Here is a 22,351-nt window from a genome sequence, read left to right on the forward strand (position 1 = left end):
ACACAATGAGCACGCAGCCTTTGACCAACGGAGTGGTTTCCCGGCGCCTGGCGCAAACCCGCGAGCTGATGAGCCGGGAGGGCATTCACGCCCTGCTGGTGCCGTCGGCCGATCCGCATCTGTCGGAATACCTTCCCGGTTACTGGCAGGGACGGCAATGGCTGTCGGGCTTTCATGGCTCGGTCGGCACGCTGATCGTGACTGGGGACTTCGCCGGCGTCTGGGCTGACAGCCGTTATTGGGAGCAGGCGACCAAGGAACTCAAGGGCAGCGGCATCGAGTTGGTGAAACTCCAGCCTGGGCAGCCAGGCCCGCTGGATTGGCTGGCTGAGCAAACGCCCGAAGGCGGCGTGGTTGCCGTCGATGGCGCGGTCATGGCAGTGGCTTCGGCGCGAACTCTGGGTGCCAAACTGCAGGAGCGTGGCGCCCGGCTGCGTACTGATATCGATGTGTTGAATGAAGTCTGGCAAGACCGTCCAGCACTGCCGAATCAGCCGATCTACCAACATCTGCCGCCTCAGGCCACTGTCAGCCGTGGCGAGAAACTCGCCAAACTGCGCCAGAGCCTGAAAGACCGCGGCGCCGATTGGCACTTTATCGCGACCCTCGATGACATCGCCTGGTTGTTCAACCTGCGTGGCGCTGACGTGTCGTTCAACCCGGTGTTCGTGTCTTTCGCCTTGATCGGGCAGCAGCAGGCGACGCTGTTTGTGGCGCTGAGCAAAGTCGATGGGCAACTGCGCGCGATCCTCGAACAGGATGGGGTGACCCTGCGCGATTACAGCGAAGTGGCCGCGGCATTGAACGCAGTACCGAGCGGCGCGAGCCTGCAGGTCGATCCGGCGCGGGTGACGGCGGGTCTGCTGGATAACCTGGGCAGTGGCGTAAAACTGATCGAAGGGCTGAACCCGACCACCTTGGCCAAATCGCAAAAAAGCCTCGCCGATGCCGAGCATATTCGTCAGGCCATGGAGCAGGACGGCGCGGCGCTGTGCGAGTTTTTCGCCTGGCTGGAAACCGCGTTGGGTCGCGAGCGGATTACCGAACTGACCATCGATGAGCACCTGACGGCGGCGCGTATCCGTCGGCCCGGCTATGTTTCGCTGAGCTTCAACACCATTGCGGCGTTCAATGCCAACGGCGCGATGCCGCACTATCACGCTACCTTCGATGAGCATGCGCTGATCGAAGGCGATGGCCTGTTGCTGATCGACTCCGGCGGTCAGTACCTGGGCGGCACCACCGACATTACCCGCATGGTGCCAGTCGGCACGCCGACTCAGGAGCAGAAGCGTGATTGCACACGGGTACTCAAAGGCGTGATCGCGCTGTCCCGGGCGCAGTTCCCACGGGGCATTCTGTCGCCGTTGCTGGATTCGATTGCCCGTGCGCCGATCTGGGCCGAAGGTGTCGATTACGGTCACGGCACCGGTCATGGCGTCGGTTACTTCCTCAATGTTCATGAAGGTCCGCAGGTGATTGCCTATCAGGCCGCGCCGGCGCCACAAACGGCGATGCAGCCGGGGATGATCACCTCCATCGAACCGGGTACTTATCGTCCCGGCCGCTGGGGTGTGCGGATCGAGAACCTGGTGTTGAATCGCGAAGCGGGCAGCACCGAGTTCGGCGAGTTCCTCAAGTTCGAAACCCTGACCCTGTGCCCGATCGACACCCGCTGCCTGGAGCCGGCATTGCTGACTCAAGACGAAAAAGAGTGGTTCAACGGCTATCACGCGCAAGTCCGTGAGCGTTTGAGTCCGCTGCTTGACGGTGCCGCTCTGGAGTGGTTGAACAGCCGAACGGCGGCTATTTAAATCGCTTCTGCACCGTCAGCTCAAGGCTGGCGGCGCAAGCTTTGCAAACCGCCAAAGACACCTATGACCCGGCAAGGGGAGGGGCGGCTGGTTATCGAGATTTAGCTCAAGGCTTCGAGGACAAAGTCCAGACGGTCCTGGCCGAAGAACAACCGGTTATCGACAAACATGCTCGGCGCGCCGAACACCCCGCGTTGCAAGGCCTGTTCGGTTTTGTCCTTAAGGGCTGCCTTGACCTCTTCATCATTGCTCAGAGCCAGGATTTCGGTCGGGTCAAAGCCGTTATCCGTCAATACCGCAGCGACTATCGCAGGGTCATTGAGGTTGCGCTTATCAACCCACAAGGCGCGGAAAAGACAGTCGATAAAATCGAGGAAACATTCCGGGTGACGCAGCTGCATGCCGGTGACAGCGCGCATCAGTAAAAGGGTGTTGACCGGAAAATGCGGATTGAAATTGAGTGGGACGTCGTAGCGTTTGGCATAGCGCTCAAGATCGTGAAGCATGTAGCGCCCCTTCGCCGGGATGCTGATGGGCGAGGCATTGCCGGTGGCTTTGAATACACCACCCAGTAGCATGGGTTGATAGATAAGCTGGCTGTCGGTTTGGGCACAGATCTTTGGTAATTGGGTATAGGCCAGGTAAGTGCTGGGGCTGCCAAGGTCGAAGAAAAACTCTACGATTTTGCTCATGGTGGGTTGTGCTCTCTGATTATTGTTAGGGGGGAGGGCTTACCAGCGTTCGCTCCATGGCCGTAGATCCAGCTCGAAGGTCCAGGCATCTCGCGGCTGACTGTGCAGGTACCAGTAGTTTTCGGCGATGTGTTCCGGGTTGAGGATGCCGTCTTGATCCTTGAGTGCGTATTTCTCCGGAAAGCTGTCGCGGATAAAGTCCGTATCGATAGCGCCGTCGACGACGATATGGGCGACATGGATGTTCATTGGGCCCAGTTCGCGGGCCATGCTTTGGGCCAATGCCCGAATCCCGTGCTTGGCGCCGGCAAAGGCGGCGAACCCGGCAGCTCCACGTATTCCTGCTGTTGCACCGGTGAACAGGATAGTGCCCCGTTGGCGGGTGGCCATACGTTTGGCGACTTCACGAGCGTTGAGGAATCCCGAGAAACAGGCCATTTCCCAGATCTTGAAATACTTGCGTGCAGTTTCTTCAAGAATGCTGCACGGCACATTGGCGCCGATGTTGAAGACGAAGGCTTCGATCGGGCCGATCTGGCTCTCGATCTGTTCGACCAGCGCAATCACCTCATCTTCTTTGCGTGCATCGCAGGCGAAGCCATGGGCGTCACCTCCCGCAGCCTGGATTGCATCGACCAGGGGCTGTAACTTGTCAGCGCTGCGCCGAGTAACGCAGGCGACAAAACCTTCCTTGGCGAAGCGTTTGGCTATTGCTCCGCCGGTGGCATCGCCTGCACCGACGACCAATACGACTTTTTTGTTATTAATGGCTGTAGTCATGGGTATCGCCTGTTTTGGTAAATGATCGTTAACTAAACGAACGTTATGCTATGATCCTGAATGCGTCAAGGCGATATATCCATAGGGGGGAGCGATGCGTTATTCAGCCAGCCACAAGCAGGAAACCAGAGAGCGATTGCTGGAAAGCAGTGCTGTGTCGGCCAAGAAAGAAGGTTTTTCCACGGTTGGCGTCGACGGGTTTATGAAGGCGATAGGGCTCAGTGGCGGGGCTTTCTATAGCCACTTTTCTTCAAAAGACGAGCTGTTCAGTTCGATCGTCGAGCGTGAGCTGAGTCAGAGCCTTGAGCGGTTAAGCGGGGATGGTGAGCAGAGCCGGAAAAGGCTTGAGCGCTGTCTCAAGCACTATTTGAGTATGGCGCATGTTGAGCAGCCCGAGACAGGTTGTGCCCTGCCAGCGTTGGGCGCTGAAATCGCTCGCTCCGACATCGCTGTTCGACAGCAGGCGGAACAATGGATTTGTCGATTGCAGGAAAGCTGGGCTCGCACTTTAGGCAGCGAAAGCCTGGCGTGGGCGATTCTGTCGCAATGCGTTGGCGCTCTGGTCGTGGCGCGGATGCTGGCAAGTCCGCAGATTCAACGCAAAGTCCTGGAGTCGAGTTACTTCGAGATGGGTCGTCAGATCGAGGGGCAGAGCGTTGAATGACACTCTGCCCGTTTACTTGCAGATGACGATCATGCTGCGACTCGTATAACCGGCGGGATTGAGGCCGAAGGGGTAATCACCGGGCTCCTCGACAGCATCACCTGATTTGGCGATCACTTTGTAGCCTTTGGGGGCGCATGAATTGGTAGCACTGGTGTAGCACTTGTCCCAGGAAGAGGACAGGCCGGAGCAGTTGATATGCAATCCCTTCTTCCCGCGCTTTACCTCGGTTTTTGAGGTCGCAGCACAGCCTGCAATGGCAAGTACGACTAGCAATATCAAAACTCGTTTCATTCCTTTCCTTATAGCTGACTTCGGGTCTGGCCCCAAAGTCGGGCTTTATCCGCTCTTGCGCGTCGCGTTGACGATGTCCCTATCGAAAAGTCCATGGCTTACACAGAGTTAGAACCTAAACATGGCCTAATTGAGCGGCAAATACCAGAGCTTCGTCAAATCCACTTTCAGTCGGCAGCGAGCACGGGGCTGGATTCGCGGCGCATGGTCATGGTGGCGCCAACGGAGGCGAGGATGATGCAAGCAATGGCCAGCCACTGGGCCAGGGACAGATACTCGTGAAGGAACAACAACCCTGACAAGGCACCGAAAGCGGGTTCGATGCTCATGAGCGTGCCGAAGGTCCGGGCTGGCATTCTGGTGAGGGCGACCATCTCAAGGGTGTAGGGCAGGGCGGTAGAGAGAATGGCGACACCAATGGCTATTGGAATCAAGGATGGAGTCAATAACGCCGCTCCCGCATGGACGATGCCGATAGGCGCTACGAACAAAGCGGCAATCATTACACCCAGCGCGGCGGTTTGAACGCCGTTGTCTGCCCCGGCCTTTTGCCCGAACAGGATATACAGCGCCCAGCAGACGCCGGCACCCAGCGCATAGCCAGCACCTATAAGATCGATTTTGGCACTGGTGTCACCCGTGGGGATCAGCAGTAGCAGACCTATGACCGCCAGACCGATCCACAGAAAGTCGATTGCCCGGCGTGAAGCATATATAGCAACCGCCAGCGGGCCGGTGAACTCAAGGGCAACCGCAATCCCCAACGGGACGGTCTTGAGTGACATATAGAAGAGGAAGTTCATCCCGCCAAGTGCCATACCGTAGACGATGACCGTGCGCAGGGAGCTGGCGGTGAGTTTCGCGCGCCAGGGGCGTAGCAGCAGCAACATGATGATGCTGGCAAACATCAGCCGTAACGTCGTGGTGCCTTGGGCGCCCACAATGGGGAACATACTTTTGGCGAGAGAGGCTCCGGACTGGATTGAAGCCATGGCGATAAGCAGCAGCCCGACCGGGAACAGGATCGAAGCAAGGCTGCGGGGGTGGTCATTCATTAAGAGGCATCATCCGGAGTAGTGGAGGCGTAAAGGTATACGCGCGGTACATGATGCTCAACCTCTACGAATTGAGCAATATACTGCGCAGATTGTTTGTGTATCTCTCTATATAAGCAGGGTTTTAGCGGTTTTCGATGATTCTTGATAGCTAACCTGAATTAAGGGTTGACGGCAGATTCTGAAAGCCTATAATTCGCCCCACTTCCGGCGCAGTCGAAACGGAAAACTCCTTGGTAAACAAAGAGTTACGCAGTTTTCGACAGCGAGTTGCTTCAGTTCATCGAGGTTCAGAAGGAGTTGGTAAAGTCGGTTTGTTTGACTCTATTAACGGTTCGATCCACTCGGTCGAAAGCGGTGTAAAAGAGGTGTTGACAGCAGCGTGTAACGCTGTAGAATTCGCCTCCCGCTAACGAGTGATCGGAAGCGCCAAGTGGTTGAAGTTACAAAGGAAACTTTGAAAGCTTCTGAAAATAACCGCTTGACAGCAGCAGGGGAAAGCGTAGAATTCGCGCCTCGGTTGAGACGAAAGATCTTAACCAACCGCTCTTTAACAACTGAATCAAGCAATTCGTGTGGGTGCTTGTGGAGTCAGACTGATAGTCAACAAGATTATCAGCATCACAAGTTACTCCGCGAGAAATCAAAGATGTAACCAACGATTGCTGAGCCAAGTTTAGGGTTTCTTAAAAACCCAAAGATGTTTGAACTGAAGAGTTTGATCATGGCTCAGATTGAACGCTGGCGGCAGGCCTAACACATGCAAGTCGAGCGGCAGCACGGGTACTTGTACCTGGTGGCGAGCGGCGGACGGGTGAGTAATACCTAGGAATCTGCCTGGTAGTGGGGGATAACGTTCGGAAACGGACGCTAATACCGCATACGTCCTACGGGAGAAAGCAGGGGACCTTCGGGCCTTGCGCTATCAGATGAGCCTAGGTCGGATTAGCTAGTTGGTGAGGTAATGGCTCACCAAGGCTACGATCCGTAACTGGTCTGAGAGGATGATCAGTCACACTGGAACTGAGACACGGTCCAGACTCCTACGGGAGGCAGCAGTGGGGAATATTGGACAATGGGCGAAAGCCTGATCCAGCCATGCCGCGTGTGTGAAGAAGGTCTTCGGATTGTAAAGCACTTTAAGTTGGGAGGAAGGGCCATTACCTAATACGTGATGGTTTTGACGTTACCGACAGAATAAGCACCGGCTAACTCTGTGCCAGCAGCCGCGGTAATACAGAGGGTGCAAGCGTTAATCGGAATTACTGGGCGTAAAGCGCGCGTAGGTGGTTCGTTAAGTTGGATGTGAAATCCCCGGGCTCAACCTGGGAACTGCATTCAAAACTGTCGAGCTAGAGTATGGTAGAGGGTGGTGGAATTTCCTGTGTAGCGGTGAAATGCGTAGATATAGGAAGGAACACCAGTGGCGAAGGCGACCACCTGGACTGATACTGACACTGAGGTGCGAAAGCGTGGGGAGCAAACAGGATTAGATACCCTGGTAGTCCACGCCGTAAACGATGTCAACTAGCCGTTGGGAGCCTTGAGCTCTTAGTGGCGCAGCTAACGCATTAAGTTGACCGCCTGGGGAGTACGGCCGCAAGGTTAAAACTCAAATGAATTGACGGGGGCCCGCACAAGCGGTGGAGCATGTGGTTTAATTCGAAGCAACGCGAAGAACCTTACCAGGCCTTGACATCCAATGAATCTGCTAGAGATAGCGGAGTGCCTTCGGGAACATTGAGACAGGTGCTGCATGGCTGTCGTCAGCTCGTGTCGTGAGATGTTGGGTTAAGTCCCGTAACGAGCGCAACCCTTGTCCTTAGTTACCAGCACGTCATGGTGGGCACTCTAAGGAGACTGCCGGTGACAAACCGGAGGAAGGTGGGGATGACGTCAAGTCATCATGGCCCTTACGGCCTGGGCTACACACGTGCTACAATGGTCGGTACAGAGGGTTGCCAAGCCGCGAGGTGGAGCTAATCCCAGAAAACCGATCGTAGTCCGGATCGCAGTCTGCAACTCGACTGCGTGAAGTCGGAATCGCTAGTAATCGCGAATCAGAATGTCGCGGTGAATACGTTCCCGGGCCTTGTACACACCGCCCGTCACACCATGGGAGTGGGTTGCACCAGAAGTAGCTAGTCTAACCTTCGGGAGGACGGTTACCACGGTGTGATTCATGACTGGGGTGAAGTCGTAACAAGGTAGCCGTAGGGGAACCTGCGGCTGGATCACCTCCTTAATCGACGACATCAGCTGCTCCATAAGTTCCCACACGAATTGCTTGATTCATTGAAGAAGACGATAGAAGCAGCTTTAAGCTCCAGGCTGATAGCTCACGCTAACAGTTACAAGCTCGAAATTGGGTCTGTAGCTCAGTTGGTTAGAGCGCACCCCTGATAAGGGTGAGGTCGGCAGTTCGAATCTGCCCAGACCCACCAATTTTGTATGGGGCCATAGCTCAGCTGGGAGAGCGCCTGCCTTGCACGCAGGAGGTCAACGGTTCGATCCCGTTTGGCTCCACCATAAACTTGCTTCTGTGTCGTAAAGCTTAGAAATGAGCATTCCATCAAACGATGGTGAATGTTGATTTCTGATCTTTGTTGATTAGATCGTTCTTTAAAAATTTGGGTATGTGATAGAAAGATAGACTGAACGTTACTTTCACTGGTAACGGATCAGGCTAAGGTAAAATTTGTGAGTTAAATTGCGAATTTTCGGCGAATGTCGTCTTCACAGTATAACCAGATTGCTTGGGGTTATATGGTCAAGTGAAGAAGCGCATACGGTGGATGCCTTGGCAGTCAGAGGCGATGAAAGACGTGGTAGCCTGCGAAAAGCTTCGGGGAGTCGGCAAACAGACTTTGATCCGGAGATGTCTGAATGGGGGAACCCAGCCATCATAAGATGGTTATCTTACGCTGAATACATAGGCGTAAGAGGCGAACCAGGGGAACTGAAACATCTAAGTACCCTGAGGAAAAGAAATCAACCGAGATTCCCTTAGTAGTGGCGAGCGAACGGGGACTAGCCCTTAAGTGGCTTTGAGATTAGCGGAACGCTCTGGAAAGTGCGGCCATAGTGGGTGATAGCCCTGTACGCGAAAATCTCTTGGTCATGAAATCGAGTAGGACGGGGCACGAGAAACCTTGTCTGAATATGGGGGGACCATCCTCCAAGGCTAAATACTACTGACTGACCGATAGTGAACTAGTACCGTGAGGGAAAGGCGAAAAGAACCCCGGAGAGGGGAGTGAAATAGATCCTGAAACCGTATGCGTACAAGCAGTGGGAGCCCACTTTGTTGGGTGACTGCGTACCTTTTGTATAATGGGTCAGCGACTTATTTTCAGTGGCGAGCTTAACCGAATAGGGGAGGCGTAGCGAAAGCGAGTCTTAATAGGGCGTCTAGTCGCTGGGAATAGACCCGAAACCGGGCGATCTATCCATGGGCAGGTTGAAGGTTGGGTAACACTAACTGGAGGACCGAACCGACTACCGTTGAAAAGTTAGCGGATGACCTGTGGATCGGAGTGAAAGGCTAATCAAGCTCGGAGATAGCTGGTTCTCCTCGAAAGCTATTTAGGTAGCGCCTCATGTATCACTGTAGGGGGTAGAGCACTGTTTCGGCTAGGGGGTCATCCCGACTTACCAAACCGATGCAAACTCCGAATACCTACAAGTGCCGAGCATGGGAGACACACGGCGGGTGCTAACGTCCGTCGTGAAAAGGGAAACAACCCAGACCGTCAGCTAAGGTCCCAAAGTTATGGTTAAGTGGGAAACGATGTGGGAAGGCTTAGACAGCTAGGAGGTTGGCTTAGAAGCAGCCACCCTTTAAAGAAAGCGTAATAGCTCACTAGTCGAGTCGGCCTGCGCGGAAGATGTAACGGGGCTCAAACCATACACCGAAGCTACGGGTATCACTTAGGTGATGCGGTAGAGGAGCGTTCTGTAAGCCTGTGAAGGTGAGTTGAGAAGCTTGCTGGAGGTATCAGAAGTGCGAATGCTGACATGAGTAACGATAATGGGTGTGAAAAACACCCACGCCGAAAGACCAAGGTTTCCTGCGCAACGTTAATCGACGCAGGGTTAGTCGGTCCCTAAGGCGAGGCTGAAAAGCGTAGTCGATGGAAAACAGGTTAATATTCCTGTACTTCTGGTTATTGCGATGGAGGGACGGAGAAGGCTAGGCCAGCTTGGCGTTGGTTGTCCAAGTTTAAGGTGGTAGGCTGAGATCTTAGGTAAATCCGGGATCTTAAGGCCGAGAGCTGATGACGAGTGTACTTTGGTACACGAAGTGGTTGATGCCATGCTTCCAAGAAAAGCTTCTAAGCTTCAGGTAACCAGGAACCGTACCCCAAACCGACACAGGTGGTTGGGTAGAGAATACCAAGGCGCTTGAGAGAACTCGGGTGAAGGAACTAGGCAAAATGGCACCGTAACTTCGGGAGAAGGTGCGCCGGTGAGGGTGAAGGACTTGCTCCGTAAGCTCATGCCGGTCGAAGATACCAGGCCGCTGCGACTGTTTATTAAAAACACAGCACTCTGCAAACACGAAAGTGGACGTATAGGGTGTGACGCCTGCCCGGTGCCGGAAGGTTAATTGATGGGGTTAGCTAACGCGAAGCTCTTGATCGAAGCCCCGGTAAACGGCGGCCGTAACTATAACGGTCCTAAGGTAGCGAAATTCCTTGTCGGGTAAGTTCCGACCTGCACGAATGGCGTAACGATGGCGGCGCTGTCTCCACCCGAGACTCAGTGAAATTGAAATCGCTGTGAAGATGCAGTGTATCCGCGGCTAGACGGAAAGACCCCGTGAACCTTTACTATAGCTTTGCACTGGACTTTGAATTTGCTTGTGTAGGATAGGTGGGAGGCTTTGAAGCGTGGACGCCAGTTCGCGTGGAGCCAACCTTGAAATACCACCCTGGCAACTTTGAGGTTCTAACTCAGGTCCGTTATCCGGATCGAGGACAGTGTATGGTGGGTAGTTTGACTGGGGCGGTCTCCTCCTAAAGAGTAACGGAGGAGTACGAAGGTGCGCTCAGACCGGTCGGAAATCGGTCGTAGAGTATAAAGGCAAAAGCGCGCTTGACTGCGAGACAGACACGTCGAGCAGGTACGAAAGTAGGTCTTAGTGATCCGGTGGTTCTGTATGGAAGGGCCATCGCTCAACGGATAAAAGGTACTCCGGGGATAACAGGCTGATACCGCCCAAGAGTTCATATCGACGGCGGTGTTTGGCACCTCGATGTCGGCTCATCACATCCTGGGGCTGAAGCCGGTCCCAAGGGTATGGCTGTTCGCCATTTAAAGTGGTACGCGAGCTGGGTTTAGAACGTCGTGAGACAGTTCGGTCCCTATCTGCCGTGGACGTTTGAGATTTGAGAGGGGCTGCTCCTAGTACGAGAGGACCGGAGTGGACGAACCTCTGGTGTTCCGGTTGTCACGCCAGTGGCATTGCCGGGTAGCTATGTTCGGAATAGATAACCGCTGAAAGCATCTAAGCGGGAAACTAGCCTCAAGATGAGATCTCACTGGGACCTTGAGTCCCCTGAAGGGCCGTCGAAGACTACGACGTTGATAGGTTGGGTGTGTAAGCGCTGTGAGGCGTTGAGCTAACCAATACTAATTGCCCGTGAGGCTTGACCATATAACACCCAAGCAATTTGTTGATCCGAAAGGACACCAGATTGCGGTGTGTGAAGACGCAACAGTCGAAAGTTCGCAACACACAAATCTATCGCATACCCATTCGCTGGAGCGTGAACTCAACTGAGTAAACGAGCCGGCTACCGAATTTCTTGACGACCATAGAGCATTGGAACCACCTGATCCCATCCCGAACTCAGCAGTGAAACGATGCATCGCCGATGGTAGTGTGGGGTTTCCCCATGTGAGAGTAGGTCATCGTCAAGATTAAATTCCAAAACCCCTATCTGCGTATGCAGGTAGGGGTTTTGTTTTTGTGCTGCCGAAAACCAGAGATACATGATGTCTTGGGGTTGGACCGCAATGGTTGCAACACGGACCATCAAAGGCATCTCCCAGCAAACCAACCTTCTGGCGCTCAACGCTGCCATCGAAGCGGCGCATGCCGGTGAAGCCGGTCGTGGTTTTGCGGTGGTGGCGGATGAGGTGCGCAAAATTGGTCGATAGCTTCAAGATTTGATTGAGGTCTGTCTGCCGGACCGCGTTATCGTTCATCGCGAGCAAGCTCGCTCCCACACTGGATCGAAGTCGTACACAAACTCTGTGTTCGCTGAAGATCAAATGTGGGAGCGAGCTTGCTCGCGATTGCGGTGTGTCTATCACCGATGAGCTTGTGCCTTACGCAAACAGTTTGAGCGCATTACGAGCCTTAACGCCTTGTTCGTCGGCTTTGCCGGCGGAACATCCGAAGATCGTCATCTCGGTGATGATTGAAAACGGCGAGGCGGGTGGTCGCGTCGCAGGTCCCGTGGTGCGGCAGATCATGGACGCCTGGCTGCTGGATCAGTATGGTCACCTGAAGCCGCAATACGCCGCTCCGAGCAAAAAGCCCGGGATCCCACGTCTGAGGCTACAGCACATGCTCACGAATGCTCAGCATGTGCTGGAAGCTCTCCAGAAACACGCTCTCGGCCTGGCTCATTCGCTGCTCGCGATTCCACAGAAGCTGAATATCGAAATCCACCACCCCGTCCTCAGGCGGTAGACGCCAGAGCAGGCCCTGTTCGACATCTTGCCGCACCAGATGAACAGGCAAACAGCCGATGCCGAATCCTGCGCAGATCAGGCGGTGAATCTCTTCGAAACTGGTGGAAGACGCGACGATCTTGCCGGTAAAACCTTGCTGGTCGCGAAACAGCGTCAGGGGTGAAAGATTGCCGCCCAGTTGATCGCTGGTGAAGCTGACGAAGTTCTCCGCGGCAAGTTGTTGCAGTGTCAGATTCTGCTGTCCGAACAGCCGATGGCGTTGCCCGCAAAAATACGCATAACGCTCGCGAAACAGTACGCGCTGTTCCAGCCGTGGCTGTGCCAGCCGGCACAAGCCTACGCCCACGGTCGCGGTCTTTTGCAGCAGTGAACTGATGATGTTCGAGCTGCCCATCACTTCGACTTCCAGCTCGACGTTCGGGTGGCTTACATGGAAGTCCGCCAGAAACTCATCGTAGTGCGACGCCTGCACACCGCTGACAGTGAGCAGGCGAATCTTGCCCACCAGGTCGTCATGCCGACTCTCCACCACCGTCCCCAACCGCGAAATATCTCCGTAAATATCCGCAGCAATGCGCAGCACTTCTTCCCCGGTTTCGGTCAGGTCGAAGCGCCTTCCGCTACGTGCAATCAACACACAATCGAGCTGTTCTTCGAGACGTTTAAGCGCCTGACTCACGGCTGACTGGGTGATGTGCAAGCGCGCTGCGGCGCGGCTCATGCTGCCTTCCTGACCGATTACCAGATAGGTGCGCAAGAGGTTCCAGTCGAGTCGGTCATTGAGAAAGCGTCGGCCGACCCATGGATTGGAGGTGGAGGCGGGTGAGGGCATGATTTTCCCATGTAGTAGCAGTGCTAATAGTAAAGATAAGAATTTGAAAATTGACTAATCCTAGCCCGAAGGCGATAAAGCTCACAAGCGCCATAGAGTGCAACCGGATTCAGCCTTCAGTACCTGCCCAAAAATAAATACACAGGGTCCTTGCATGCATACCACCCCTCAGCCGCGACGAGCGGCGGCGGCCGCCTTTATTGGCACCACCATCGAGTTTTACGATTTCTATATCTACGCGACGGCCGCGGCGTTGGTGCTTGGGCAGGTATTTTTCCCTAGCAGCGACCCGGTGATGAGCACCCTCGCAGCGTTCGGCAGTTTCGCCGTTGGCTTCATTGCCCGCCCTATGGCCGGCATGGTGTTTGGCCATTTGGGTGACCGTCTCGGGCGCAAGAAAATGCTGCTGGTGACCATGGCGCTGATGGGCCTGGCCACCACCGGCATTGGCCTGTTGCCCAGCTACGCCAGTGCCGGAATCTGGGCGCCGATCAGCCTGATCGTGCTGCGGTTGATCCAGGGCATTTCGGTCGGCGGCGAATGGGGCGGGGCGGTGCTGATGGCCAGCGAGCACGCACCGGCCAACCGCAAGACGTTCTACGCGTCCTTCGCTCAACTCGGCAGCCCGGCTGGTTTGCTGCTGGCATTGATCGCTTTTCGTCTGGTGACCTCCCTCGATCAGCAGGACTTCCTCGACTGGGGCTGGCGCCTGCCATTTCTCGCCAGCGGCGTGCTGATGATGGTCGGTCTGATGATCCGCTCCGGGGTCCACGAGTCGCCGGAATTTGCTGCAGCGCGGGACAACAACGAGACCGCCAAATACCCGGTAATGGAAGTGATCCGCACCTGCTGGCGGCAGATCCTGTTTGCCGCCGCGGCAGTGACCATCGGTTCGGCCGGGTTCTTCTTCACCAACACCTTCATGATCACTTACGTCACTCAGTATCAAGGCATCGCTCGCTCGACGATTCTCGACTGCCTGTTTCTGGTGACCATCATCCAGCTGCTGTCCCAACCGCTTTCCGCGCTGTTGGCCGAGCGCATCGGCGAAGGCCGCTTTCTCAAGCTCGTCGCCTTGCTGTGCATGGTCACGCCGTACCCGATGTTCCTGTTGGTCGGTACGCAAAACATCTTCCTGATGATCATCGGCATCGCGTTGGCGGTAGTGATCCTCTCGGCCTTGTACGCGGTGATCGCCGGTTACATGACCCAGGCCTTCCCGGTGCACCTGCGCTATTCGGGCATTTCTATCGCCTACCAATTGAGCTGCGCCCTGGCCGGCGGCAGCACGCCGCTGATCGGCACGCTGCTGGCAAGCAAGTTTTCCGGACAATGGTTACCGCTGGCGGTGTTCTTCTCGCTGCTGGCGGCCCTGTCCTTGATCGGCGTTTGCGGCCTGGCCCGGTTGCGGGCCAACCCGGTCGTCTCCCACGCTCCTAAAGAGGTGTATTCGTGAGCAAACCTGAACACATTGGCCCGGTTGAATGGCGGGCCCGTTGCGAGTTGGCGGCGCTGTATCGGATGGTCGCGCACTTTCGCATGACCGACCTGATCGATACCCATATCACCCTGCGCATTCCGGGGCCTGAACATCACTTTCTGATCAACCGCTACGGAGTGATTTTCGACCGGATGCGCGCGTCCGATCTGGTGCGTATCGACCAGCAGGGACGGATCGTCGACCCGACCTACGCTGACCATCGGGTCAACGCGGCAGGTTTCGTCATCCACTCGGCGATTCACATGGCTCGCCCGGACCTCAACTGCGTGATCCATACCCATACCGCCGCCGGCATGGCGGTCGCGGCCCAACAGCACGGTTTGTTGCCGATCAGCCAGCACGCGCTGAAGTTCTACGGCAAGCTGGCCTATCACACCTATGAAGGCATCGCCTTGTCGCTGGATGAGCGCGAACGCTTGATTGCCGACCTGGGGCCGCACCGGGCGATGATCCTGCGCAATCACGGGCTATTGGTCGGCGGTATCAGCGTGGCTCAAGCCTTCCAGGAAATTCATTTTCTGGAGCGTGCCTGCCAGGCACAGGTCCAGGCATTGGCCGGTGGTACGGCGTTGCATTTCCCTTCCCCGGAAGTTTGCGTGCACACGGCCGCGCAGTTCGATCGGGATGAGTCCGACAACATCACCGATCTGGCCTGGGAGGCCGCCCTGACCCTGATTGAGTCCCAGCGCGAGTCTTACTGCTCATGAACACCGTCGTCCTGCTGTCACGCGACAGTCTTTTGCTCGAGCAACTGCAAGCCGCATTTGCCCGTTCTGCACCGCAGTTGAACGCGGTGCTCATGGATGATCCGTTGGCAGCAGAGGCTCAGGTGGCCGCGTGCTGGTTTCCGTTGCCCGGGAGTCTGGGGGCGTTGAGCAATCTGCAGGTGATCCACTCCGTGGCTGCGGGGGTCGATCATCTTGAGCACGACCCCTCGTGCCCCGATTTGCCGGTGTGCCGGGTGGTCGACCCTGGCCATCGCCAAGGGATGACCGAGTACGTGCGTTGGGCGGTGATTCACTATCACCGTGGCTTCGATCAAGTGCTGCAACAGCAGCGCGAGCAGATCTGGCAACGTCCACAGCAGCGTTCGGCCAGGCAGTTCCAGGTCGGGGTCATGGGCCTTGGCTCGCTGGGCAGTGCCATCGCCAGTGATCTGGCCGCCGCCGGTTATGCGGTGCGCGGTTGGGCCCGTGGTACCAAGGACTTGCCGGGAGTGCAGACATTCGCCGGGACTGCAGGCTTTGAACCCTTTCTCGATGGCGTGGAGTTGTTGATCAACTTGCTGCCATTGACCCCTGAAACCCGCGGCATTCTCGGCAGCAGCACGTTCGATCGACTCGCCCACGGCGCGGCGCTGGTCAACGTTGGTCGGGGTGCTCATCTGCGGATCGATGATCTTGAACAGGCGCTGGCCAGTGGTCAGTTGCGTGGGGCAATGCTTGATGTGTTCGAGCGCGAACCGTTGCCGCTGGAGCATAAGCTTTGGAACATGCCGGGTGTGACCATTACTCCGCACATGGCTTCGGCGGCGTCCCATGACTGTATCGCCGAGCAAGTGGCGGAAAACGTTCGACGTTTGAATGCAGGTGAACCGTTATTGAACTGCGTGGACATGACGTTGGGTTATTAATTGACTTCGTTAACAGGGAAAAGTTGGTGATAGAGAAGTAATGCCTTGCGAACCGGTTCACGTTGATGGGCCGGTTATAAAAACAATCCTCGCTTTAGACGTTTTACTGCCAGTTAGAACAATTAAATAACGAGTTCTGAAGGAACTCTCTGGAGATAGTTATGAGCGAAGTATCGTCTGTAGAAAAGTCATCCGCGCCACCCGAAGTTGAAGTAAACATGAAGAAAGTGGCGGTCGCCAGTGTGATCGGCACCACGGTGGAGTGGTATGACCTGTTTGTATTCGCCACGGCGTCGGCCCTGGTATTCAACAAAGTGTTCTTCCCGGATTTTGACCCGCTGATCGGCACCTTGCTGGCGTTTGGCACCTTCGCTTCGGCGTATCTGGCACGGATCGTCGGGGCGGCACTGTTCGGGCATTACGGCGACCGTCTCGGGCGCAAGTCGATGCTGTTGATTTCGCTGCTGACCATGGGCGCGGCGACCTTTGCCATTGGCCTGTTACCCAACTACGCAGCCATCGGCATCTGGGCGCCCATTCTCTTGCTGCTATTACGGGTGATTCAGGGCCTGGCGCTGGGCGGTGAGTGGGGTGGCGCAGTATTGATGGCGGTGGAACATGCACCGGCCAACAAACGCGGACTCTATGGTTCGTGGGTACAGATCGGGGTTCCGGCCGGGACCATGATCGCCAACCTGGCATTCCTGGTGATTGCCGCCTGGTTGTCGCCTGAAGACCTGCTGGCCTGGGGTTGGAGGATTCCGTTCCTGGGTAGCGTGGTGTTGATCGCTGTAGGCCTGTATATCCGCCTGAACATCTCCGAAACCCCGGCCTTCAACAAGGTCAAGGAAGCTGAGGTTCAGGTCAAAATGCCGGTGGCCGAAGTCTTCCGCAAATACTGGAAGCAAGTGCTGCTGGGCGGTATTGCCACCATGTCGACTGGCGCTTCCTTCAACATCATCGTCGCTTTCGGTCTGACTTACGGCACGCAGAACCTCGGTTTCAGCCGCAGTGTGATGCTCGGCGTGGTGCTGCTGTCCTGTGCCTGGTGCATCGTCATGCTGCCGGTGTTCGGGGCGCTGTCGGATCGTTACGGACGCAAGCCGATCATCGTTGCCGGGATCGTCGCTGAAGCGCTGGTGGCGTTCCCGATGTTCTGGTTGATGGACACCAAGGAACTGCCGATGGTGATCTTCGGCTACCTGCTGTTGATGACCGCGTTCGCCGCCAACTACGGGCCGATTGCGACCTTCCTCGCCGAGCTGTTCGGTACCCGGGTTCGTTATTCGGGGTTGTCCATCAGCTACATGCTGTCCGGCCTGCTGGGCAGCGCGGCGACCCCGATTGTCACCACCGCCTTGCTTGCGGCCACCGGTAAAGGTTCGTCCGTGGCCTGGTACATGATCGGCGCGGCGCTGATCTCGTTGGTGGCGCTGTTGTTGCTGACCGAAACCTTCAAGAAAGACATCAGCGAAGTCACGGCTTTGGCCGGTGACCAGCCCGCTGCCACCCCCCTGAAATCGGCTGCGGCCTGATCCCTACGGAGTTTACACAGCATGCGCAGAATCCAGTCAGCACCCGGTTTCATCGGGCCGGTGGGGCCTTATTCACAAGCGGTGGTCAGCGGTCATCTGGTGTTTACCGCCGGGCAGATTCCGGCTCAGAGCGGGCTCGACGACCAGCCTGCGAGCTTTGCCGAACAGGTGCGCCAGACCTTGCGCAACCTTGAGGCGATCCTGATCGAGGCGGGCTCCGACTTCAGTCATCTGGTCAAGGTCAACGCCTACCTGACCGACCCTGCACAGCTGGAGCCCTTCAACGAGGTCTACCGCGAGTTGCTCGGTCATGCGCCACCGGCACGCACCACGGTGTGTGTCGCGCTGTGGGGCGTATCACTGGAAATCGACTGCGTGGCCGAGCTGATCAAAGGAGCTGCGGAGCATGGATAAGTCGCAACAGGCGCATTTGATCGAGCAACTCAACGCGGTGAGTTTCCCCACGCTCGGGCACTTTCTCGAAGACGGCTTTGCCGACTCCCAGCTGCGCGCCATGGTGCCGGGCGTCAAGCTGGTCGGTCGCGCCGTGACCTTGAGTCTGCGCGGTGCCGATGCCATCGCGGTGAACCAGGCACTGGCGCTGTTACAGCCCGGGGATGTGCTGGTCATCGATACCGGCGGCGACCTGCGGCATGCGCCGGTCGGCGCGGTCACCAGTTGCGCGGCTCGCTGCGCCGGCGCCGTAGGCATTGTGGTGGACGGTGTGGTGACTGACCTGCTGGAACTGCGCGAGGCCGGGTTGCCGGTGTTTGCCCGCGGCACCAGCCTGTTGACCACCAAGCTCCATGGCCGTGGCGACAGCCCGATCAATCAGCCGATTCACTGCGCCGGGGTCGTGGTGCACCCCGGCGATCTGGTGTTGGCCGACGATAACGGCGTGCTGTTTCTCGACTTGGAAACAGCGGCGGGAGTTATCGAGCAAGCGCTGGCTTCTGATCGCGTCGAGCCGCAGTTGCTGGAGCGGTTGTGCGCCGGTGAACCGCTGGCGCAAGTGCTGAGTGTCGTAACTAATCAATAGTAGAAAGTTGCCCGCCAAGGGCAACTGCTACTTTATGGAATTCCATTTAATGAACAAACAACCCTTGGCTCTGGCCATGATCGGTAGTGCACTTTTCAGTCCGTTGAGCATGGCGGATTTTGTTAAAGACAGCCACGCGACACTGGCTGTTCGAAACTTCTATTACAATAACGATAATCGCGACGGGAGCGCTGCTCCGTCGAAAACCGAAGAGTGGGCACAGGGCTTCATGCTCAATTATCAGTCGGGCTTTACCGACGGTACTGTGGGTTTCGGGGTTGATGCGTTGGGACTGCTGGGCATTCGTCTCGACAGCGGCGACGGTCGCCATGTGGGTAGCTCGATGATCCCGAACGACGGCAACGGTGCCGCTGAGCAATGGGCACGCCTGGGCGCCACGGCGAAGATGCGTTTTGCCAAGACAGAGATGCGTTACGGCACCTTGACGCCCAAGCTGCCGATTCTGGTGGCCAACGATGGTCGCCTGTTGCCGCAGACCTTCGAAGGCGGGCAGATCGTCTCCAACGACTTCGAACATTTGACGCTGACCGGCGGCCATATCGAACACGCGACCGGCCGGGGCTCCAGTGACCGCACCGGATTGGCGGTGGCGGGCGGGACCCAGGAAAGCAACTCGTTCAATTTCGCCGGGGCCGATTACAAGGTCACCGATGCGCTGCTCGCGCAGTATTACTACGCCAACCTCGAGGACTATTACCAGCAGCACTTTGGTGGTCTGGTGCATAACCTGAAACTGGGTGACTTTGGCTCGCTGAAATCCGACCTGCGCTACTTCAAGACCACCAGCGAGGGGGCCAACGCATCCGCTGCCGGGCGTGGCGAAGGCTACCGGGTCAGCGGCTTCACCCAGGATGGCAATGGCAAGATCGACAACGATACCTGGAGCCTGGCTTTCACCTGGAGCATTGGCGCCCATGCGCTGATGGCGGGTTATCAACAGGTGTCCAAAGACAGCAATTTCGTCCAGCTCAATCAGGGCGGTTTGCCGGACAAAGGCGCTGCGGGCTCCAGTGTGTATTTGCTGACCGATCGCTATATCCAGAACTTCACCCGCGCCGGCGAGCGTACCGGTTTCGCTCAATACACCTACGACTTTGCAGCCCTCGGCGTACCGGGGCTCAAAGCCTCGGCGATGTACTTGTCTGGCACGGGGATTCAGACCGCATCGGGTCAGGATCAAAAGGAATGGGAGCGCGACTTCAGCCTCGATTACGTGATCCAGAGCGGTCCGCTCAAAGGCGTGGCCATGGGGTGGCGCAATGCTGCGTCGCGCAGCGAAGCCTCTCGTGATCAGGACCAGAATCGCCTGGTGGTGAGTTACAGCTTGCCGTTGTTCTGATCATCGCCTGGAAATGCCCTTTGGCGCTGGAGCGCCGCCTGTTTTTGGAGAATGACTGATGTTGAAAATCAATGGCGAACGTCTGTGGGCCAGCTTGATGGCCATGGCTGAAATCGGCGTAACGGCGCGCGGTGGTAGCTGCCGTCTGGCTCTGAGCGAAGAAGACAAGGCCGGGCGCGAATTGTTTGCCCAGTGGTGTCGCGAGGCCGGGATGACCTTGAGCGTGGACCCGATCGGCAACCTGTTTGCCCGCCGCGCCGGGACCGATCCGGATGCCGCTCCGGTGATGATGGGCAGCCACCTCGACACCCAGCCCGAAGGCGGGCGTTTCGACGGTGTGTATGGCGTGCTCGCTGGCCTGGAAGTGGTGCGACGGCTGAATGACCTCGACATCAAAACCCGCAAGCCGCTGGAAGTGGCGGTGTGGACCAACGAAGAAGGCGCGCGCTTCACCCCGGCAATGTTCGGTTCGGCGGTGTTCACCGGCATCATGGATCTGAACGCCGCGCTGGCCGTGCGTGACGTCGATGGCATCAGTGTGGCCGAGGCGCTGCAACGCACCGGTTATGCCGGCGAACGGCCGTTGGGCGGTGCGGTCGATGCGTATTTCGAAGCCCATATCGAACAAGGGCCGATCCTTGAAGACAACGCCAAGAGCATTGGTGTGGTCAGCGGCGGTCAGGCGATTCGCTGGCTCGACGTGCGGGTCGATGGCATGGCCGCCCACGCCGGCACCACGCCGATGCCGTTGCGCAAGGATGCGCTGTATGGCGCCGCGCAGATGATTCTGGCAGTGGAAGCGCTGGCCACCGATTTTGTTCCCGAAGGCCTGACCACCGTTGGCGAACTGAGCATCGCCAAGTCCTCGCGCAACACCATTCCCGGACTGGTGAACTTCACCGTAGACTTGCGTCATCACCGCGACGAAGCCATCGAGGCCATGGAGCAACAGGTCCGCGAGCGCTTGCAAGCGATCGCCGAGGGCCGTGGGTTGAAGGTGACCATCAGCCCGCACTGGATCAGCCCGGCGACACCGTTCGATGCCGAGTGTGTGGCGGCGGTGCAGCACGCGGTGGATGGTCTGGGCTATGCTCAGCAATCGATTGTCAGCGGCGCCGGGCATGATGCGATTCACCTGGCGCGGTTCTGCCCGACGGCCATGGTGTTCATTCCCTGCGTCGGCGGCTTGAGTCATAACGAAGCTGAAGACGTGTTGCCCGAAGACGTGCGCCAAGGCACTGATGTGCTGCTCAACGCCGTGCTGGCTCGTGCAGGTCAGGCTGAATAAGGAGAAGCGGATGCGCGGTTTTTTCCACCCCGAACAATTGCTTCATCACCCGCGCAGCTACTACTCACGGGGCCAGATGCGCACGCCACAGGAAGTCCCCGAGCGAGCTCAGCGGCTGGTACATGCGGCGCACGCTCTGGGTTTCGAGGTACTGCAACCTGCGGATGCAGGCATGCAACCTTTGCTGGCGGTGCATGGTGCGGCCTATCTGGAATTCCTGCGGGAGGCCCATGAGCGCTGGAAGGAAATTCCCGAAGACTGGGGCGAGGAGGTGATGTCGAACATCTTCGTCCGCGAGCCTAATGCGTTGCGCGGAATTCTCGCTCAGGCTGCGCGGTATCTGGCCGATGGCAGTTGCCCGGTGGGTGAGCTGACCTGGCGTTCGGCCTATTGGTCGGCGCAAAGCGCTATCGCCGGGGCCCAGGCGTTGCTCGATGGCGAACCGGCGGCTTACGCGTTGTGCCGGCCACCGGGGCACCATGCACGGGCCGAAGCGGCGGGTGGTTTTTGCTACCTGAACAATGCGGCGATTGCCGCCCAGGTGCTGCGCAGCGGTTTCGAACGGGTCGCGGTGCTGGATACCGACATGCACCACGGTCAGGGCATTCAGGAGATTTTCTATGACCGCGATGATGTGCTGTATGTCTCGGTTCATGGCGATCCGACCAACTTCTATCCTGGGGTTGCCGGTTTTGCCGACGAGCGCGGCGTGGGTGCAGGGGAGGGCTTCAACCTGAACCTGCCAATGGCTCACGGTGCCAGCGAGGCGGACTTTCTGGCTCAGCTCGAGTTGGCGCTGGCGGCGGTGAAGAACTTCCGGGCGGATGTGCTGGTGCTGTCGCTGGGCTTCGACATTTATGAGCTGGACCCGCAGAGCAAAGTGGCGGTGACCCGCGAGGGTTTCGCTAAACTGGGCGAGCGGATTCGCAGCCTTGGCTTGCCGTGTCTGATCGTGCAGGAGGGCGGCTATCATCTGGAGAGTCTTGAGGACAATGCGCAGGCGTTTTTTCAGGGGCCGGGTGTCTGGGAGCTCTAAAGACTGAGCGCCGACTTTGAATTGAGCGCTCTATTGTGGCAGGGGGCTTGCCCCCGTCGGCCGGTCCGCGCTCGGGCGAAGCAGTCGTAAAACCGGCAAATGCGTTCTCCCTGACACAATGCG

The 22,351-nt window shown here is 57.2% G+C and carries 16 protein-coding genes, 2 tRNA genes, 3 rRNA genes and 2 pseudogenes; 18 read left to right on the forward strand and 5 right to left on the reverse strand.

Annotated features, from left to right (window positions below; translation table 11 throughout):
• Positions 1-5: 5 nt before the first annotated feature.
• On the forward strand, positions 6-1,814 hold the full coding sequence (locus AC3I0A_RS07415) for an aminopeptidase P family protein (RefSeq protein ID WP_489377006.1): 1,809 nt from the start codon (positions 6-8) through the stop codon (positions 1,812-1,814).
• 101 nt (positions 1,815-1,915) lie between these two features.
• On the opposite strand, the gene AC3I0A_RS07420 is transcribed toward AC3I0A_RS07415, so the two are convergent.
• Together AC3I0A_RS07420 and AC3I0A_RS07425 are read right to left on the reverse strand one after the other, a co-directional pair.
• Complete coding sequence (locus tag AC3I0A_RS07420; protein ID WP_489377008.1) at positions 1,916-2,506, reverse strand: 2-hydroxychromene-2-carboxylate isomerase; 591 nt, start codon at positions 2,504-2,506, stop codon at positions 1,916-1,918.
• Between the two features lie 39 nt (positions 2,507-2,545).
• Entirely contained in the window at positions 2,546-3,286 is a 741-nt protein-coding gene (locus AC3I0A_RS07425) for an SDR family oxidoreductase (protein ID WP_489377010.1), read from the reverse strand.
• Between the two features lie 94 nt (positions 3,287-3,380).
• Between AC3I0A_RS07425 and AC3I0A_RS07430 the strand changes: the two genes are divergently transcribed.
• On the forward strand, positions 3,381-3,950 hold the full coding sequence (locus AC3I0A_RS07430) for a TetR/AcrR family transcriptional regulator (protein WP_489377012.1): 570 nt from the start codon (positions 3,381-3,383) through the stop codon (positions 3,948-3,950).
• A 12-nt stretch (positions 3,951-3,962) separates the two neighbouring features.
• On the opposite strand, the gene AC3I0A_RS07435 is transcribed toward AC3I0A_RS07430, so the two are convergent.
• Together AC3I0A_RS07435 and rhtA are read right to left on the reverse strand one after the other, a co-directional pair.
• Entirely contained in the window at positions 3,963-4,244 is a 282-nt protein-coding gene (locus AC3I0A_RS07435) for a hypothetical protein (protein ID WP_489377014.1), read from the reverse strand.
• Between the two features lie 167 nt (positions 4,245-4,411).
• On the reverse strand, positions 4,412-5,299 hold the full coding sequence (gene rhtA / locus AC3I0A_RS07440) for a threonine/homoserine exporter RhtA (protein WP_489377016.1): 888 nt from the start codon (positions 5,297-5,299) through the stop codon (positions 4,412-4,414).
• 706 nt (positions 5,300-6,005) lie between these two features.
• On the opposite strand from rhtA, the gene AC3I0A_RS07445 reads away from it, so the two are divergent.
• From AC3I0A_RS07445 to AC3I0A_RS07475, 7 genes and pseudogenes are all read left to right on the forward strand, one after another.
• Positions 6,006-7,544 (forward strand): 16S ribosomal RNA (locus AC3I0A_RS07445).
• A 122-nt stretch (positions 7,545-7,666) separates the two neighbouring features.
• Positions 7,667-7,743 (forward strand) — tRNA-Ile (locus AC3I0A_RS07450).
• A gap of 9 nt (positions 7,744-7,752) precedes the next feature.
• Positions 7,753-7,828, forward strand: a tRNA-Ala gene (locus AC3I0A_RS07455).
• Between the two features lie 239 nt (positions 7,829-8,067).
• Positions 8,068-10,958: ribosomal RNA gene (locus AC3I0A_RS07460) — 23S ribosomal RNA — on the forward strand.
• 150 nt (positions 10,959-11,108) lie between these two features.
• Positions 11,109-11,224, forward strand: a 5S ribosomal RNA gene (gene rrf / locus AC3I0A_RS07465).
• The 16S, 23S and 5S rRNA genes sit together here with 2 tRNA genes alongside, the layout of an rRNA operon.
• Positions 11,225-11,338: 114 nt before the next feature.
• Positions 11,339-11,455 (forward strand): annotated as a pseudogene (locus AC3I0A_RS07470) (methyl-accepting chemotaxis protein); the annotation flags it as partial.
• Positions 11,456-11,668: 213 nt separating this feature from the next.
• Positions 11,669-11,864 (forward strand): annotated as a pseudogene (locus tag AC3I0A_RS07475) (penicillin-binding transpeptidase domain-containing protein); the annotation flags it as partial.
• Between the two features lie 3 nt (positions 11,865-11,867).
• On the opposite strand, the gene AC3I0A_RS07480 reads toward AC3I0A_RS07475, so the two are convergent.
• The gene (locus AC3I0A_RS07480) at positions 11,868-12,836 is read right to left on the reverse strand and encodes a LysR family transcriptional regulator (RefSeq protein WP_489377018.1); all 969 of its coding nucleotides are present in this window, start codon (positions 12,834-12,836) and stop codon (positions 11,868-11,870) included.
• Positions 12,837-12,990: 154 nt separating this feature from the next.
• Between AC3I0A_RS07480 and AC3I0A_RS07485 the strand changes: the two genes are divergently transcribed.
• From AC3I0A_RS07485 to AC3I0A_RS07525, 9 genes are all read left to right on the forward strand, one after another.
• Entirely contained in the window at positions 12,991-14,292 is a 1,302-nt protein-coding gene (locus AC3I0A_RS07485) for an MFS transporter (RefSeq protein WP_489377020.1), read from the forward strand.
• On the forward strand, positions 14,289-15,044 hold the full coding sequence (locus AC3I0A_RS07490) for a class II aldolase/adducin family protein (protein ID WP_489377022.1): 756 nt from the start codon (positions 14,289-14,291) through the stop codon (positions 15,042-15,044). Before AC3I0A_RS07485 ends, AC3I0A_RS07490 begins: the two co-directional genes overlap by 4 nt.
• Positions 15,041-15,970: a 2-hydroxyacid dehydrogenase gene (locus AC3I0A_RS07495; protein ID WP_489377023.1), complete on the forward strand. Its 930-nt coding sequence runs from the start codon at positions 15,041-15,043 to the stop codon at positions 15,968-15,970. Before AC3I0A_RS07490 ends, AC3I0A_RS07495 begins: the two co-directional genes overlap by 4 nt.
• Before the next feature lie 161 nt (positions 15,971-16,131).
• Entirely contained in the window at positions 16,132-17,505 is a 1,374-nt protein-coding gene (locus AC3I0A_RS07500) for an MFS transporter (RefSeq protein WP_489377024.1), read from the forward strand.
• Positions 17,506-17,526: 21 nt separating this feature from the next.
• Complete coding sequence (locus tag AC3I0A_RS07505; RefSeq protein ID WP_489377025.1) at positions 17,527-17,919, forward strand: RidA family protein; 393 nt, start codon at positions 17,527-17,529, stop codon at positions 17,917-17,919.
• A complete protein-coding gene (locus tag AC3I0A_RS07510) occupies positions 17,912-18,544 on the forward strand; it encodes an RraA family protein (RefSeq protein ID WP_489377027.1) in 633 nt (210 codons plus the stop codon). Before AC3I0A_RS07505 ends, AC3I0A_RS07510 begins: the two co-directional genes overlap by 8 nt.
• Before the next feature lie 49 nt (positions 18,545-18,593).
• Positions 18,594-19,904 (forward strand): OprD family porin, encoded by a 1,311-nt coding sequence (locus AC3I0A_RS07515; protein WP_489377029.1) that lies wholly within the window; start codon positions 18,594-18,596, stop codon positions 19,902-19,904.
• Positions 19,905-19,962: 58 nt separating this feature from the next.
• Positions 19,963-21,192 (forward strand): Zn-dependent hydrolase, encoded by a 1,230-nt coding sequence (locus AC3I0A_RS07520; RefSeq protein WP_489377031.1) that lies wholly within the window; start codon positions 19,963-19,965, stop codon positions 21,190-21,192.
• Between the two features lie 10 nt (positions 21,193-21,202).
• Positions 21,203-22,228, forward strand: a complete 1,026-nt coding sequence (locus tag AC3I0A_RS07525; RefSeq protein ID WP_489377033.1) for a histone deacetylase family protein — start codon at positions 21,203-21,205, stop codon at positions 22,226-22,228.
• Positions 22,229-22,351: the final 123 nt, after the last annotated feature.

It is taken from the genome of Pseudomonas sp. KH_024_B2 (assembly GCF_057839965.1).

Bases quoted from the DNA above. Each gene is read 5' to 3' on its own strand.
- AC3I0A_RS07415 (WP_489377006.1), top strand. From the start codon at position 6: ATGAGCACGCAGCCTTTGACCAACGGAGTGGTTTCCCGGCGCCTGGCG.
- AC3I0A_RS07420 (WP_489377008.1), bottom strand. From the start codon at position 2,506: ATGAGCAAAATCGTAGAGTTTTTCTTCGACCTTGGCAGCCCCAGCACT.
- AC3I0A_RS07425 (WP_489377010.1), bottom strand. From the start codon at position 3,286: ATGACTACAGCCATTAATAACAAAAAAGTCGTATTGGTCGTCGGTGCA.
- AC3I0A_RS07430 (WP_489377012.1), top strand. From the start codon at position 3,381: ATGCGTTATTCAGCCAGCCACAAGCAGGAAACCAGAGAGCGATTGCTG.
- AC3I0A_RS07435 (WP_489377014.1), bottom strand. From the start codon at position 4,244: ATGAAACGAGTTTTGATATTGCTAGTCGTACTTGCCATTGCAGGCTGT.
- rhtA (WP_489377016.1), bottom strand. From the start codon at position 5,299: ATGAATGACCACCCCCGCAGCCTTGCTTCGATCCTGTTCCCGGTCGGG.
- AC3I0A_RS07480 (WP_489377018.1), bottom strand. From the start codon at position 12,836: ATGCCCTCACCCGCCTCCACCTCCAATCCATGGGTCGGCCGACGCTTT.
- AC3I0A_RS07485 (WP_489377020.1), top strand. From the start codon at position 12,991: ATGCATACCACCCCTCAGCCGCGACGAGCGGCGGCGGCCGCCTTTATT.
- AC3I0A_RS07495 (WP_489377023.1), top strand. From the start codon at position 15,041: ATGAACACCGTCGTCCTGCTGTCACGCGACAGTCTTTTGCTCGAGCAA.
- AC3I0A_RS07500 (WP_489377024.1), top strand. From the start codon at position 16,132: ATGAGCGAAGTATCGTCTGTAGAAAAGTCATCCGCGCCACCCGAAGTT.
- AC3I0A_RS07505 (WP_489377025.1), top strand. From the start codon at position 17,527: ATGCGCAGAATCCAGTCAGCACCCGGTTTCATCGGGCCGGTGGGGCCT.
- AC3I0A_RS07510 (WP_489377027.1), top strand. From the start codon at position 17,912: ATGGATAAGTCGCAACAGGCGCATTTGATCGAGCAACTCAACGCGGTG.
- AC3I0A_RS07515 (WP_489377029.1), top strand. From the start codon at position 18,594: ATGAACAAACAACCCTTGGCTCTGGCCATGATCGGTAGTGCACTTTTC.
- AC3I0A_RS07520 (WP_489377031.1), top strand. From the start codon at position 19,963: ATGTTGAAAATCAATGGCGAACGTCTGTGGGCCAGCTTGATGGCCATG.
- AC3I0A_RS07525 (WP_489377033.1), top strand. From the start codon at position 21,203: ATGCGCGGTTTTTTCCACCCCGAACAATTGCTTCATCACCCGCGCAGC.